Annotated in this window: 16 protein-coding genes and 1 riboswitch; of the genes, 2 read left to right on the top strand and 14 right to left on the bottom strand. The window is 56.5% G+C overall.

Translation table 11 applies throughout. The annotated features are described in order from the left end of the window. Position 1: 1 nt before the first annotated feature. The 14 genes from C8273_RS04210 to C8273_RS04145 form a co-directional block, all read right to left on the bottom strand. Positions 2-280, bottom strand: coding sequence for a Txe/YoeB family addiction module toxin (locus C8273_RS04210; protein ID WP_106626526.1), 279 nt, complete (start codon positions 278-280; stop codon positions 2-4). After that, on the bottom strand, positions 267-554 hold the full coding sequence (locus C8273_RS04205) for a type II toxin-antitoxin system RelB/DinJ family antitoxin (RefSeq protein WP_106626525.1): 288 nt from the start codon (positions 552-554) through the stop codon (positions 267-269). Before C8273_RS04205 ends, C8273_RS04210 begins: the two co-directional genes overlap by 14 nt. Positions 555-644: 90 nt before the next feature. Next, positions 645-1,373, bottom strand: a complete 729-nt coding sequence (locus tag C8273_RS04200; RefSeq protein WP_106626524.1) for a M48 family metallopeptidase — start codon at positions 1,371-1,373, stop codon at positions 645-647. Next, positions 1,370-2,275, bottom strand: a complete 906-nt coding sequence (hslO, locus tag C8273_RS04195) for an Hsp33 family molecular chaperone HslO (protein WP_106626523.1) — start codon at positions 2,273-2,275, stop codon at positions 1,370-1,372. The genes C8273_RS04200 and hslO overlap by 4 nt, the downstream gene beginning before the upstream one ends. A 7-nt stretch (positions 2,276-2,282) precedes the next feature. After that, entirely contained in the window at positions 2,283-2,846 is a 564-nt protein-coding gene (gene yfcE, locus C8273_RS04190) for a phosphodiesterase (protein ID WP_106626522.1), read from the bottom strand. 4 nt (positions 2,847-2,850) lie between these two features. Continuing rightward, positions 2,851-3,315, bottom strand: a complete 465-nt coding sequence (gene ribH / locus C8273_RS04185; protein WP_106626521.1) for a 6,7-dimethyl-8-ribityllumazine synthase — start codon at positions 3,313-3,315, stop codon at positions 2,851-2,853. A 1-nt stretch (position 3,316) separates the two neighbouring features. After that, positions 3,317-4,534 carry a bifunctional 3,4-dihydroxy-2-butanone-4-phosphate synthase/GTP cyclohydrolase II gene (locus tag C8273_RS04180; RefSeq protein WP_106626520.1) on the bottom strand — a complete coding sequence of 406 codons (1,218 nt, stop codon included), beginning with the start codon at positions 4,532-4,534 and terminating at the stop codon, positions 3,317-3,319. Between the two features lie 10 nt (positions 4,535-4,544). Further along, positions 4,545-5,180, bottom strand: coding sequence for a riboflavin synthase (locus C8273_RS04175; protein WP_106626519.1), 636 nt, complete (start codon positions 5,178-5,180; stop codon positions 4,545-4,547). 9 nt (positions 5,181-5,189) lie between these two features. Continuing rightward, positions 5,190-6,290 (bottom strand): bifunctional diaminohydroxyphosphoribosylaminopyrimidine deaminase/5-amino-6-(5-phosphoribosylamino)uracil reductase RibD, encoded by a 1,101-nt coding sequence (gene ribD / locus C8273_RS04170; protein WP_106626518.1) that lies wholly within the window; start codon positions 6,288-6,290, stop codon positions 5,190-5,192. A gap of 166 nt (positions 6,291-6,456) precedes the next feature. Continuing rightward, a riboswitch (FMN riboswitch) is annotated at positions 6,457-6,597 on the bottom strand. A gap of 37 nt (positions 6,598-6,634) precedes the next feature. Then, positions 6,635-7,021, bottom strand: coding sequence for a dihydroxyacetone kinase phosphoryl donor subunit DhaM (dhaM, locus tag C8273_RS04165; RefSeq protein WP_106626517.1), 387 nt, complete (start codon positions 7,019-7,021; stop codon positions 6,635-6,637). 1 nt (position 7,022) lies between these two features. Further along, a complete protein-coding gene (locus tag C8273_RS04160; protein ID WP_106626516.1) occupies positions 7,023-7,694 on the bottom strand; it encodes a TerC family protein in 672 nt (223 codons plus the stop codon). A gap of 9 nt (positions 7,695-7,703) precedes the next feature. Then, positions 7,704-9,653 carry a molecular chaperone HtpG gene (gene htpG / locus C8273_RS04155; RefSeq protein WP_106626515.1) on the bottom strand — a complete coding sequence of 650 codons (1,950 nt, stop codon included), beginning with the start codon at positions 9,651-9,653 and terminating at the stop codon, positions 7,704-7,706. A gap of 103 nt (positions 9,654-9,756) precedes the next feature. Continuing rightward, a complete protein-coding gene (rfbF, locus tag C8273_RS04150) occupies positions 9,757-10,530 on the bottom strand; it encodes a glucose-1-phosphate cytidylyltransferase (RefSeq protein ID WP_106626514.1) in 774 nt (257 codons plus the stop codon). Between the two features lie 21 nt (positions 10,531-10,551). After that, positions 10,552-11,730, bottom strand: coding sequence for a glycosyltransferase (locus C8273_RS04145; protein ID WP_106626513.1), 1,179 nt, complete (start codon positions 11,728-11,730; stop codon positions 10,552-10,554). A 181-nt stretch (positions 11,731-11,911) separates the two neighbouring features. Here C8273_RS04145 and C8273_RS04140 point away from each other — a divergent pair, with 181 nt between their 5' ends. Beyond that, the gene (locus tag C8273_RS04140; RefSeq protein ID WP_106626512.1) at positions 11,912-12,628 is read left to right on the top strand and encodes an SIMPL domain-containing protein; all 717 of its coding nucleotides are present in this window, start codon (positions 11,912-11,914) and stop codon (positions 12,626-12,628) included. Continuing rightward, a complete protein-coding gene (locus tag C8273_RS04135) occupies positions 12,615-13,751 on the top strand; it encodes an acyltransferase (RefSeq protein ID WP_106626511.1) in 1,137 nt (378 codons plus the stop codon). The genes C8273_RS04140 and C8273_RS04135 overlap by 14 nt, the downstream gene beginning before the upstream one ends. Positions 13,752-13,764 lie beyond the last annotated feature (13 nt).

Below are 13,764 nucleotides of genomic sequence, written 5' to 3'. Positions count from 1 at the left end.
GTTATTTTTCATAGTGCGTTCGACAGGAAACAATCTCCAAGGTATTATTTTGAATGCGAAAGATAAACCGGTGTTCTTTGTCGATGCGTTTGCTCCAACAGCCACGATAGCGCTTTTCCTTCAACGGCTCGGGTCGTCCAATCCCCCTGTAGCCGTTTTCCATCGTATCCCGAATCAATCTCATGATACGTTCCATCGTTTTCGGTGCCGGGACGCTCTTCCAGTACTCCAAATCCGCTTTCGCCTCGGGTGACAGTATGAACGTGCTATTGAGCAGCATTCATAAATTCCTCCAATTCTTGCATGGACATTTCAATGCCTTCTCCACGGTCAAGCTGGTCAAGCGAGTGCTCAATATGCGATAAATTTTCCTCTGAATGGAATGGATCGACTGGGGGCAGCCCCACCTTAAACGGGATAGCCCTTTCCTGTGACACCTTTGCCGCAAACATCGTAAATGCCGATGTCAACGTAAGTCCCATCCCTTTGCAGATCTCTTCTGTTGTTTTTTTCAATTCCGCATCCATGCGGAAGCTAACCATTGCCTGCGCCATAATTACTCCTTTCTGCTCATTTGTCATTTTTTATTCTATCATAACCCAAATCCAAATTCAACATACGTTTTCATATACGTTCATTTTCATTCATTTGTCGTCATTTTCATTTCTTTCATTCAGCTCTCGCCGCATCTCCTGCCACCCTGGAAAATATCTGTCCATACGCGCATAAAAACGTGCATCATGCCCGCGCACCCAAAGATGCGTGAGTTCATGTGTGATGACGTAGCGAAGAGCGCGCACATCGTACTGCACGAGTTGAAGATTGAGTGTGATCGCAGCTGTGCGAACATTGCAGCTGCCCCAGCGCGTCTTCATCGCGCGAATGCGCCAGAGAGCGGCACGTTTGCCGACGGTTGCCTCGCATACAGGTGCTTCGCGCTCGATGGCAGCCGCAAGCTCCGTACGGTAGAGTGCCTCGATTGCCGCGTGTCGCTGCGTTTCGTCTGCCCCCTCGGAAATGTGGAGGATGACTGCACCGCCCACGCACTCGGCATAAGCTTTTCTGCCTGAAGAAGAGCGGTGCACGAGAGGGTATTCCACCCCCCAGAGCCGTATCTGCTCGCCCTCCGCATACGTGCACACAGGTCGTTCTGCACGCACGCGCAAAAGCCGCAGACGCTCGTCAATCCATGCACGTCTGCGGCGGACGAAATTCTCCATATCCCTCTGCGCCGTCCGCTGCGGCACACTCAGCTCAATGTGTCCGTCACGGACGCGAAGGTAGAGGTTCTTGATATTCTTATAGCAAATCCGCGCGGGAATCCCGTCCAACACGGTACTCTGTTCCCGCACAACGCGCACACGCTTTCTCACAGCTGCCCATGCGCACGCATATCGCGCATCTTCTGCGCGACGTTGTAGATCACGCTCAGATCCTCACGGTCAAAGGTATACGCCTCGTTGCAGAAGTGGCATTTCACCTCTGCCGTTCCGTCATCGCGCAGGGCACGCAAATCCTCCTCGCCGAGCGTCAGCAGCCGGTCGGTAATGTAGTTCTTTGAGCAGTTGCAGCGAAAGGCGAGATCGGTGGTCGAAAGAATTTTCACATCATCGAACCCGCCGAGAATCCTCCCAATGATGCCCGCAGCATCCAAGCCCTCCTCCACCATACGCGAAACGGAGGAGATTCCCTTCAGATTCGCCTCAAGGCAGTCGATCACCTCATTGGCTGCACCCGGCAGTGGCTGGAGGAAAAAACCGCCCGCGCCGAGACATTCCAGCGCAGGGCTGACGAGCACACCAAGCCCGATGGACGAAGGCGTCTGCTCGGAGGCGTAGAGATAGTTGATGAGATCCTCCGCCACCTCTCCGTTCGTGATATCCACACTGCCCGTCACGGGTTCCTTCAGCCCCGTGAAGCGTGTGACCGAGAGAATCCCCGCGCCAATACCGCCGCCCACGTCGATCTTACCGAGCGCATTCAGTGGGAGATTGACGTGCGGATGGTCGACATAGCCGCGCACAGAGCCCTCTGCCGTCGCGTCTGCCGTCACCGTACCAAGAGGACCGTCGCCCTTGAATTTGATCATGACGGATTCTTTGTTCTTGAGATTTGCGGCGAGAAGGAGTGCCCCCGTCATCGTGCGCCCGAGTGCCGCCGCCGCGACGGGATAACAGTCATGGCGCCGCATCGCCTCGGCGACAGCCTCCGTTGTCACAGCCGCGAATGCACGCAGCTGCCCGTTCGCCGCCGTTGCCTTAATGAGTTGATCCATAGTTTCCTTACCAATCAAGGGCTAGTTCGTGCAGAACATCGCCCGTATCTATGTCAAAAATTCGAATTGTCCCATCCTCAAGGACGGCAACGGTGTTGCGCCCGTCAGGACGCTTCGAGAGTGCGGCGGAGCCGGGGTTGAGGAACACGGTGTCCCCTCTTTTTTCAAGGACATTGATATGCACATGACCGCTGATAAAGAGATCTGCCTTTAGATGCTTCGCCGCCTGATCCTTTTCCGCGTCCGTCATGACGGCATCGCCGTGCGTGATAATGATGCGCCGTCCCTCCCACACGACGTAGGCGTAGGGGGACATAAGCGGGACTTCGAGGCAGCTCGCGTCCACGTCGGAGTCGCAGTTGCCCTTGGCGATGATGACGGGAATCTCCGATCCATTGATGCGCTCGATCAGCCCCATCGGATTGTAGTCCGCCTTCATCGGATTGCGTGGTCCATGATAGGCAACATCGCCCGCATGGAGAATCAGATCCGCGCCCGTGAAGAACTTCTCACACGCACGCACCCATGCGCCCTCATGTCCGTGCGTATCGCTGAGTATTCCAATCTTCATTTGCTCACAGCTTTCCAAGGAGACTTGCCATCTCCATCGCCGCCATCGCCGCATCTGCGCCCTTGTTGCCCGCCTTCGTGCCCGCGCGCTCAATCGCCTGCTCGATGTTCTCCGTCGTCACGACGCCGAAGATCGCCGGCACTCCCGTCTGGAGTCCAACCTGTGCCACGCCCTTCGACACCTCGCTGCAGACGTAATCGTAGTGCGTCGTCGAGCCGCGAATGACCGCACCGAGGCAGAGAACAGCGTCATATTTCCCGCTCGCCGCCATCTTCTTCGCCGCAAGCGGGATCTCGAATGCCCCCGGCACCCATGCCACGTCGATGTCACTGTCCGCCGTCTCATGGCGGTGCAGCGTATCGAGTGCACCGCCAACCAGCTTGCTCACAATAAACTCGTTGAAACGCGCCGCGACGATGCCGAATTTCAGTCCCTTGCCGCTGATATATCCTTCGATGATGTTCGCCATGTCAGTTTCCTCCCAATTCCTCATCGCTGAGGATATGCCCCATCTTTTCCTTCTTGACCGTCATATACTTGCGGTCAAAATCATGTGTGCTCATGACAATCGGCACGCGCTCGACAATCTTCAACCCATAGCCCTCCAGTCCCGCACGCTTCGCGGGGTTGTTCGTCATGAGGCGGATCGTCGAAAGCCCAAGGTCAGCGAGAATCTGTGCGCCAAGACCGTAGTCGCGGAGATCCGGTGCAAAGCCGAGCTCGACGTTCGCCTCGACCGTATCGCGCCCCTGATCCTGCAGGGCGTACGCGCGCATCTTGTTCGCAAGCCCGATGCCGCGCCCCTCCTGCCGCACGTAGAGGACGACACCCTCGCCCTCCGCCTCGATCTGCCGCATCGCCGCCGCAAGCTGATCGCCGCAGTCGCAGCGCATCGAGCCGAGTGCATCGCCCGTCAGGCACTCCGAGTGCACACGCACGAGCACATTCTCCTTGCCGCGCACATCACCCTTCACCACGGCGAGATCACAGCGGCTGTTGAGGGTGTTCTCGTAGGCAATCAGGCGGAAATGTCCGTATTTGCTTGGAAAATCCACATCCGAAATGCGATGAACAAACGTCTCCGTATGCTTGCGAAACTCGATGAGATCCGCAATCGTAATGATGTTCAGCCCGTGCTTTTTTGCAAACGCCTTGAGCTCAGGCGTACGCATCATGTGACCGTCGTCCGCCATGATCTCGCAGCACATTCCCGCAGGAAAGAGCCCCGCCATGCGCGCGAGATCCGTGGTCGCCTCCGTGTGTCCGGCACGGCGCAGAACACCGCCCTCGACCGTGCGCAGGGGGAAGATGTGCCCCGGGCGGCGGAAATGTGAGGGCTTTGCCTGCGGGTCGATCAGCATCTTCACCGTATGGCAGCGCTCGAATGCCGAGATTCCCGTCGTCGTATCGTATGCGTCGATGCTGACCGTGAACGCCGTCTCATGGTTGTCCGTATTGTTCTCTACCATCTGCCCAATCGCAAGTTCGTCCAGACGGCTGCCGATGATCGGCGTGCAGATCAGTCCGCGTGCCTCGGTCGCCATGAAGTTGATATGTTCGGGCGTAAGCTTTTCAGCTGCGACGATAATATCGCCTTCATTTTCCCTGTCCTCATCGTCCACGACGATGAGCATTTTACCGCTCTTAATGTCCTCGATTGCCTGTTCAATCGTTGCAAAATCTGACATGCTATCTCTCCTAAAATCCATTTTTCAAAAGAAAGTCCCGCGTAACCCCTGTGCTCCTCACGGCGGAATTTTCGCCGCCGAGCAGTTTCAGCGCGTATTTCCCGAGGATGTCCGTCTCGATGTTGAGCGGACTGCCGACGCGCTTTGCACCGAGATTTGTCACCATGCGCGTGTGCGGGATCAGGCTGACGGTGAAATCCGTCGTGCTGACCCGCGCAACCGTGAGGCTGATGCCGTCAAGCGCAACCGAGCCCTTTTCGACGATGCCGCGCAGGATCTCATCCCCTGCCGCAACCGTCATCAGAATCGCATTGCCCTCCTCGCGCATCTCCGTGATCTCCCCCACACCGTCAATGTGTCCGCTGACAAAATGTCCGCCGAGGCGCGTTGTCGGGAGCAGTGCGCGTTCAAGATTGAGCGGCGCACCGTGGGTCAGTCCTGCGAGCGACGTGCGCCGCACAGTCTCTGGCATGACCGCCGCACGAAAGCCGTGCGCATCGAACTGTGTCACCGTGAGACAAATACCGTTAACAGCGATGCTGTCGCCGATGTGTGCGTCCGATTGAACGAGCTTTGCCCCAATCGCGATAGTGCCGCCCGAAAGTCCGCCGAACGTGCCGATCTCCTCAATGATTCCTGTAAACATTCCGCCTCCTCACTCCGTCGCACACGGATAACCCGTGACGAGAATGTCCGCGCCCAGCTGCTCGACGGTCACGTCACGCAGACGCAGCGCCGTCTGCGGGCTGTCAAAGCCCGTGCCGCCCACAGGCGTTTTTGCCGACGCGCCCCCCATCAGCATGGGCGCAATAAAGGCGTGCACCTTGTCCACATAGCCGCCCGCAAGCAGCGACCAGTTCACCGTGGCTCCGCCCTCAACGAAGAGCGATGTGATCTCTCTCGCGCCGAGATCGTCGAGCAGAGCCGCGATATCCACGCGCTCTGTGCCGAGCATCACGACCTCTGTGCCGCACGCACGAAGGAGATTCACACGCCGCTGGTCGGCACGCTCACTCACGGCGATGAGTGTCGGTCCTGCGCCGTCCGTCACAATCTTTGCATCGAGCGGCGTGCGTGCCTCACTGTCGAGCACAACGCGCAGGGGATTTTTCCCTGTGCGGTCGGGCAGACGCGTCGTGAGGCTCGGATCATCCGCAAGCACCGTACCGATCCCAACCAAGATTGCATCGTATTCGTTGCGGTACTCGTGCACGCGTAAACGCGCCTCTGCTCCCGTGATCCACTGCGACGCGCCCGTAGAACTTGCGATCTTGCCGTCCAGCGTCATCGCCGTCTTGAGCGTCACAAAGGGGCGTTTCTGCGTCACCCACTTGAGGAAGACCTCGTTCTGCCGCCGCGCCTCTGTCTCGCACACGCCCGTTACAACCTCGATGCCCGCCGCTGCAAGCAGATCAATGCCCCGCCCTGCAACGAGCGGATTTGGATCGCAGAGTGCAACGACGACACGCGCAATGCCCGCCGCAATCACCGCCTCGGCACAGGGTCCCGTGCGCCCATGATGGGCGCATGGTTCGAGCGTCACATAGAGCGTCGCGCCGCGTGCCAGTTCGCCCGCCATCCGCAGCGCGTGAATCTCCGCGTGCGGCTCGCCTGCCGCGCGGTGCCACCCGTTCGCAATGATCGTGCCGTCACGCACGATGACCGCACCCACAAGAGGGTTCGGTGCAGTGCGCCCGCGCGCATACTCTGCAATCCGCAGCGCCTCGCGCATATAGGATTCGTCAATGTCATTCATAGCAATCCCGTTCTGTTCTATGCCGTCTTGGCAGGTTGATTTAGCGCTCCACGCGAACACAACACAATTTGCCAAAACAAAAAGCCGCCGGAAGAATCCTCCTCCGGCGGCACATAAATCGTCCCAAGAACGCCCTGATAAAATGCTATCAGGACTCCTTTCATAGACGCGCCTTTTCTCATCCAGACTGTGAAGGCAACTGCCTTCTTCACTGTCGGCCTCGGAATCTCACCGAGTCGTGCCGCTCTCGCGAGTGGCTTGCGGGCTGTACCGCCGGTGGGGATTTGCACCCCGCCTCAAAGAGCATCGTTCGTATGCTATTGTAACACTCTGGATTCGTTCTGTCAATCGGCAATCTTGACCGCACCACGCGTTTCCTCTGCACGCCGGACAACCTCGTCGAGACTGCCGCCACAGACCGCTGTGATCGCAGCCACGACACTCCCCTCGACAAGGGGACAGTCCACCATCCGCAGACGGCGCGCGGTCATTTCCTCTACAATCGTCTCCACGGTCAGAATCGAACTGCCCGCATCCATGAGGATCACGGCGCCGTCCGCACCGTACACGGCGTCGATTGCTTTGACAATCCGCGCATAGCTCGTCCCGAATCCGCCATCCTCCAAGCCGCCCGCCGTTGCAATGCGCGCATCCTTTGCCATCATGCGGCAGGTCTCTGCAACACCATGCGCAAGTGCGGCACTGTGCGTTACAATCACAAGTCCGACCATATTATTTTCTCCGCTGCAAATAGCCGCCGATGCCGCACACCGCACCTGCGAGTGCTGCGGGCAGGAGGTACGCCGCCTGTGGTGCAGCCTCCAGGAGCATGCTGCCAATCGTACGGTCGTGTACGATCATCGTACCGCCCGTCCATCCGAGAATGGCAGTGCCAAGCACGACGAGCACGGGGTATTTCTCCATCAGCGTCCCGATCAGCTGACTGCCGCCGACCACAATCGGGATACTGATGAGGAGCCCCAGAACGACGAGCAGAAAGTCGCCGTGCGACGCGCCCGCAATCGCAATCACATTATCGATCCCCATTGCCGCATCGGCAATGATGATCGTCTTGACCGCTCCCGCAAACGTTTCCGCCGCCTCGATATGCTCCTCCCCGCCGGACGGCTTCATCAGCTTCACTGCAATCGGCAGCAGCACCAGCCCTCCGAGTGCCTGCAAGTAGGGCACGGAGAGCAGCTGCACTGCGAAGTACGTCATAATCAGACGGATGACAATCGCCCCCGCCGTGCCGACATAGATCGCACGCTTTCGGAGGTGCGCGGGCAGTCGATTCGATGCCATCGCTATGACGACAGCATTGTCCCCCGCGAGTACGAGATCAAGCACAATGATCGAAAAGAGCGCCACAAAGAACTGTGACGAAAAGAGTTCGACTTCCACAGCATCTCCTTATTTCGCCATCATCTTTGCGAGCTTCTGCGCAAAGGCGACGGGATTCTCCGGCAGGATCCCCTCGATGAGGAGCGCCTGCGTATACAGCAGGTCGCAGTAATCCTTGAACTCCTCGCTGTCCTTGCCCGCCGCGTGCACCTCCTTGAGCTTCGCAAAGAGATCGTGATGCGGGTTGATCTCAAGGATACGGCGTGCCTTGAACATCGGATTGTTCATCTCGGCAAAGGTCTGCTCCATCGACAGCGACGGCCCTGCCTCATCCGCAACCAGACAGACGGCACTTGAGCGCAGACGCTGCGAAATCTTCACCTCGGCAATCTTGTCGCCGATGGCTTCCTTCACGTCCTTGATGAGATCGTCGTTCGCCTTCGCGATATCCTCGGTTTCCTTCTTCGCCGCCTCGCTCTCCGCATCACCGAGATCAAGATCACCGCGGCTGATCGAGTGGAAGTTTTTCCCCTCGTACTCATGCACCGTCTCAATCGCGAACTCATCCACGGGATCGAGCAGGAACAGTACCTCAAACCCGCGCTCGCGCAGCTGCTCCATCTGCGGCAGCTGCTCAATCGTCGCCTGATCCTTCGCCGTCGCATAGTAAATGCTCTTCTGGCTCTCGGGCATACGCGCGACGTACTCCTTGAGCGAGACAAGCGCGCCCTCCTTCGAGCTGTGGAAGAGCAGGAGATCCTTCAGCTTGTCCACCGTATCACGGCCGGAATACATACTGTTGTAGATGCCAATCTTGAGCATACGACCGTATTCATTCCAGAACTTCTCGTAGTCCTCACGGTTTTTCTCGAGCTTCTTGCCCAGTGACTTGAGGACATTCTTCTCAAGCGCACGTCCGATCGTCTTGAGTTCGCGACTCTGCTGCAGCAGTTCGCGCGAGATGTTCAGCGAGAGGTCAGGCGAGTCCACAAGCCCCTTGACAAAGCGCAGGTAGTCCGGCAGGAGATCTTTGCACTTGTCCATGATGAATACGTGGCGGGAGTAGAGCTGAATGCCCGGCTCATAGTCCGCCTGATAGAGATTGAACGGCGCACGCGCGGGAATCTCAAGGAGTGCCGTATACTCTACCGTGCCCTCCGCCTTCGTGTGGAACACCTCCATCGGCGCTTCCCACTCGTGGAACTGGTCGCGGAAGAAATCGTTGTACTCCTCTGGCTTGATTTCGGACTTCGCACGCGTCCAGAGCGGCTGCATCGAGTTCAGCGTGCGCAGCTCCGTCTTCTTGATCTTCTCTGCGCCCTCGATGACCTTGCCCTCATCATCGCGCGGCATCTCCTCCGTCGTCACATTCATGCGGATCGGATAGCGCACATAGTCCGAGTACTTCTTTACGAGGCTCTCCAATGTGAACGGATCCGTGTAGTCCGTCTCGCCCTCCGTGAACTCCTTCGCGAGATGAATTGTGACCGTCGTGCCGCGCGTCTCCTTCTCCGCCTCCTCAATCGTGTAGCTGCCGTCGCCCGCCGACTCCCAACGCGTCGCTTGCTGCTCGCCCGCACGGCGCGTCACAATCGTCACGCGCTCCGCAACCATAAACGCCGAGTAGAAACCAACGCCGAACTGCCCGATCAGCTCCTTGTCGGGTGTGCCGCCGCTTTCCTCCTTCGCCTTTGCAAGCTGCTCCATGAACGCCTTCGTCCCGGACTTTGCAATCGTGCCGATGTTCTCTACGACCTCCGCACGCGACATACCGATGCCGCTGTCCGAAATCGTCAGGGTCTTGCTCTCCTTGTCTGGAACAAGGAAAATCTCATAGTTCTCATTGCCCTCAAGCATATCGCGATTCGTCAGGCTCTCGAAATGGAGCTTATCCATCGCATCCGACGCATTCGAGATCAGCTCGCGCAGGAAAATCTCACGGTTCGTGTAAATCGAGTGGATCATCAGATCCAGCAGCTGCTTTGTCTCAGCTTGAAACTCAAACGTTTCCTTTGACATAGTATCGTTCTCCCTTATATTCGATTATTTTGCATCGCATTTATGCGTATGCAATTCTAAAACTGTTATCCATTCTACATGAAAAATGACAAAAAGTCAAAGGTTATTCCCACACTTTCCACGGAGCGCACCCGCTCGCCCACAGCCGATCCAACTCATTCTTTTCGCGCAGCATATCCATGCACTGCCAAAATCCGTGATGGCGATAGCTCATGAGCTGTTCCTCACGCGCCAAGCGTTCCAACGGCTCCTGTTCAAAGACACAGTCGTCCCCCGTCAGATAATCGAACACCTGCGGCTCAAGCACCATATAGCCCGCATTGATGGGGGCACTGTCCCGCTGCGATTTTTCGCGGAAGGCTCGCACGGTATTATTGCCGCCGATATCCAGAACCCCCTTGCTCTGCTCCTGCATGACAGAGGTCAGCGTCGCCAGTTTCCCGTGCGATTGATGGAACGCAAGCAGTTTTTCAATATTGACATCACATACAGCATCCCCGTATGTCATCATGAAAGCCTCGTCGCCAACGTATTTCTGTATCCGCTTGATGCGCCCTCCGGTCATCGTGTCCCTTCCGGTATTTGCCACAATAACCTTCCATAGCTCCTCACCCGTTTGTAAAAAATGCGTCTGCTTCTTTTCCAAATCGAACAGAACATCGCTTGTATGGAGAAAGTAGTTGTTGAACCATTCCTTCACCATATTCTGCTTGTACCCCGCACATATAACGAACTCGTGGATCCCATAAGAAGAGAAGCTCTTCATGATATGCCACAGAATCGGCATATCCCCAATCTCAATCAGGGGCTTTGGTTTGTATTGAGACTCCTCCGAGATGCGCGTGCCGTAGCCACCCGCCAAAATTACTGCTTTCACACAATACCTCCCCGTCAGCTCTTATCTGTGCGATACGACACGTTCCATCAGTTCCTCCCACTGCGCCCATATATTCTCAGGTGCATACACACGCATGGACTCCCGTGCCGCCATCCCCATCTTTACGCGAAGATCACGATCACGCATGAGGAATGCCATCTTCTCTGCGAGAGGTTCGACGCCATCATCCGCGAGAAATCCGTTCTCACCATCGTGGATGAGTTCATTCACCGCGACACAGTTCTGGTAGCCGACGGCGGGAAGCCCCATACTCATACCCTCGGCAAGAGAGAGTCCGAAGCCCTCGTAGGCACTTGGCATGGTATACAAATCTGCATTTTGGAGCACAGACGCCACGTTTTTTGTTGTCCCGCAGAATAAAATGCGTTTCGTAAGCCCCGCACTGTCAATTATCCTTTGCAGTTCCTTCTGATACCGCTTGTTGTCCTCCGCGCCCCAGAGTTCGAGTGTCCAGTCGGGAAACTCCGCCGCAATCTTTGCAAACGCCCCGATCAACAGATGCGGGCGCTTGTGATTCCGAACCATGCGCCCGACAAAGACGACTTTATAAAGATCCTTCTCGCACGTCAGATCTGCCTGTTCCTTATACTGAGGGACAACATTGCCGATGACCTCGACGCGCACATCAGGCAGACGGTTCTTCAGGTGTTTGGCAAAACTTGGCAGGAGAACCTGACAGACGGCGCTCTTGGAAAGTGCGGGCAGCTCGGCAGTCGGATAGGTGTGAAAATAATCCTCGGGGTCGCCATGCGACATGGTAATGACAGGGATTTTCGTCTCCAAATCACAGAGAAGATTTTTTGCCGAGGCGGGCTGAAAGGCGATGATGATATCTGGCTTCGTTTCCGCCAGAATCGTTTGTATATGAGGCAATAGATAGTTCTCAGTGAAATTATTATTGACGGCGCGACCACGCTTCTGACTGAATGCGCGCAGAATCTCGCGCCGTATTTTATAGGTCACGGGAAAAAGATGCGTCTCCCCACGAAAATGGCGGAGATTATACGCCGTCACACGTTCATCGAGCGGATAGAAGAAATCGCCCTCTCGGTCATCGCTGTAGACCGTCGTCACCGTATGCCCGCGACGCGCCGTCTCATTGGCGAATGCGACATTCACCTTTGCAAGTCCGCCGCTGTCCCCGATCATCTTTGTAAAGTTCGCGAGCAATATGCGCATTGTCGTGCTCCCATCTCGTTCGTTGCTTCAAATCAATATGTGTCTATATTAGCAAATCCATATCTGTTTCGCAAATTTCTTGGCATATTCGCGCGCATAAATCTTTTACCTCCACATAATCCATTTTTTCACGCTCTATGCTATAATAGACACAGGTTTTCGTTAAGAACGGAGGTTTTTTATGAAACGCTTTTCATTCGGCACACTCGTATGCGCAGCTCTGCTCGCACTCACACTTGTCATTCCGACGAGAACTGCGTCCGCCGAGGAAGCTCTGCCGACGCTGACGATGAACGGCGTCGGATCGGCTCAGATCGCCCCCGATATGGCTGAGATCACGCTCGGTGTCATCACGGAGGCAAAGGATGCGGCAAAGGCGCACGGCGACAATGCGGCGCAGGCGGCACGCGTGCAGGCGGCGGTAAAGGCGCTTGGTGTTGCAGAACGTGACATTCAGACAACGCGCTATGATTTCTCGCCGATCTACGATGTGAAGGACAACGGGCGCAGCGTCACGACGGGCTATACGGTGACGAATGCCATTGTGGTCAAGGTACGCAATCTTGCGAATGTGGGCAAGGTGATCGATGCCGCGCTTGCAAACGGAGCGAACCGTGTGGACTCCCTCGAATTCTCGGCGAGCGACCCGAGTGCCGCAAAGGACGCCGCGCTTGCCGATGCCGCGCGTGACGCACGCAGCAAGGCAGATGCCGTGGCTCGTGCGCTTGGGGTGCGGATTGTACGCATCCTGAATGTCTATGCAGACGCGCAGTCCCCAGCACCGCGCAATTTTATGCCGATGATGATGGCAAAGGAAGCATACGATGCCGGAACGCCGATCTCGGCGGGCGAGCTTTCGTTCGAGGCTTCGGTGAACATTTCCTATGTCATCGAGTAAGCGGGGGCGAATCTCTGCCGTCGAGGCGATGCGCGGCATCTCGATGATGGGCGTGATCGGCATTCACATCGGCGCGGAGTACCTCGCAAATCCATCGCCCAACATTCATCTTGTGGCGCTTTTTGACATCGGTACGCGCTTTGCCGTACCGATTTTTTTCTTTATCTCTGCATTCGGTCTCTTCTACGGGCAGTCGCCGTCTGCACCGTTTTCCTATCGCGAGTTTCTCGTGCGGCGCGGGCGCGCGGTCATGATCCCCTATCTCGTGTGGTCGCTCTTCTATCTGATTCATGACGCATACGCCTACGGCGTTGGCTTTCCGCCGCTCGTCTCGCTGCCGGGAATCCTCTTCTTCGGAAATGCAAAGTACCAGCTCTACTTCATGGTGATCCTGATCTGGTTCTATCTGCTGATGCCGCTCTGGCGTCGACTTCTCGCACGCATGACACTGCCGCTGCTCGCAGGGATTCTCCTCGTGCAGATTGCATTTGACTACTGGTCGAGTTTTGACACTGCGTTCAACCTCTACGTCTATGGTCTGCCCGAGGGAACGCTGCTGCGTGCGCTGCTCTTCTACCGGCTCAACTACTGGGTTGGGCACTATGTCTTTATCTTCCTGCTCGGCGGCTATATCGCTCTGCATTGGAACACGTTCCATACATGGATGGAGCGGCATACGGGGCGGCTCTATGCAATTGGCGCTGCAAGTCTCGCAGCACTTCTCGCATGGTACTACAAGCTGCTTCTTGTAGACGGATATACACCGCTTGAGGGCATCTACACGGCGCATCAGCTCTCACCGCTCGGCATTCTCTACACGATTGGCGCGACGCTCGCCCTCTTCGCGTTCTTCACGCGGCTGGGCACAGAGAATCTCCTCGGACGCGCGTTTCAACTCCTCGGAAAGCATTCGTACTTCATCTACCTTGCACATCCGATTGCGATTACGTATTTGCTGATGGCGATTCACGGAAGCGGACGTGTCGTGACTGCGCCGATCGCACTCACGATGTATGCGGCAACGTTATTGCTGACGCTGCTTGGAGCAATCATTGTGCGGAAAATCGGGGAGCGGATACCGATTGTCAATGAACTGACGATTGGATTGAAGCCGAAGAAATGAAACAGAAGGGGCT

This window comes from Candidatus Centipeda massiliensis, assembly GCF_900290285.1.
Taxonomy (GTDB): Bacteria; Bacillota; Negativicutes; order Selenomonadales; family Selenomonadaceae; genus Centipeda; species Centipeda massiliensis.
Note: the sequence above shows the minus strand (reverse complement) of the source record. Positions and strands in the feature narration are given on the sequence as shown.

Excerpts from the sequence above, each read along its gene's own strand:
- C8273_RS04210 (WP_106626526.1), bottom strand. The coding sequence starts at position 280 with ATGCTGCTCAATAGCACGTTCATACTGTCACCCGAGGCGAAAGCGGAT.
- C8273_RS04205 (WP_106626525.1), bottom strand. The coding sequence starts at position 554 with ATGGCGCAGGCAATGGTTAGCTTCCGCATGGATGCGGAATTGAAAAAA.
- hslO (WP_106626523.1), bottom strand. The coding sequence starts at position 2,275 with ATGGATCAACTCATTAAGGCAACGGCGGCGAACGGGCAGCTGCGTGCA.
- yfcE (WP_106626522.1), bottom strand. The coding sequence starts at position 2,846 with ATGAAGATTGGAATACTCAGCGATACGCACGGACATGAGGGCGCATGG.
- ribH (WP_106626521.1), bottom strand. The coding sequence starts at position 3,315 with ATGGCGAACATCATCGAAGGATATATCAGCGGCAAGGGACTGAAATTC.
- C8273_RS04180 (WP_106626520.1), bottom strand. The coding sequence starts at position 4,534 with ATGTCAGATTTTGCAACGATTGAACAGGCAATCGAGGACATTAAGAGC.
- C8273_RS04175 (WP_106626519.1), bottom strand. The coding sequence starts at position 5,180 with ATGTTTACAGGAATCATTGAGGAGATCGGCACGTTCGGCGGACTTTCG.
- ribD (WP_106626518.1), bottom strand. The coding sequence starts at position 6,290 with ATGAATGACATTGACGAATCCTATATGCGCGAGGCGCTGCGGATTGCA.
- dhaM (WP_106626517.1), bottom strand. The coding sequence starts at position 7,021 with ATGGTCGGACTTGTGATTGTAACGCACAGTGCCGCACTTGCGCATGGT.
- htpG (WP_106626515.1), bottom strand. The coding sequence starts at position 9,653 with ATGTCAAAGGAAACGTTTGAGTTTCAAGCTGAGACAAAGCAGCTGCTG.
- C8273_RS04145 (WP_106626513.1), bottom strand. The coding sequence starts at position 11,730 with ATGCGCATATTGCTCGCGAACTTTACAAAGATGATCGGGGACAGCGGC.
- C8273_RS04140 (WP_106626512.1), top strand. The coding sequence starts at position 11,912 with ATGAAACGCTTTTCATTCGGCACACTCGTATGCGCAGCTCTGCTCGCA.
- C8273_RS04135 (WP_106626511.1), top strand. The coding sequence starts at position 12,615 with ATGTCATCGAGTAAGCGGGGGCGAATCTCTGCCGTCGAGGCGATGCGC.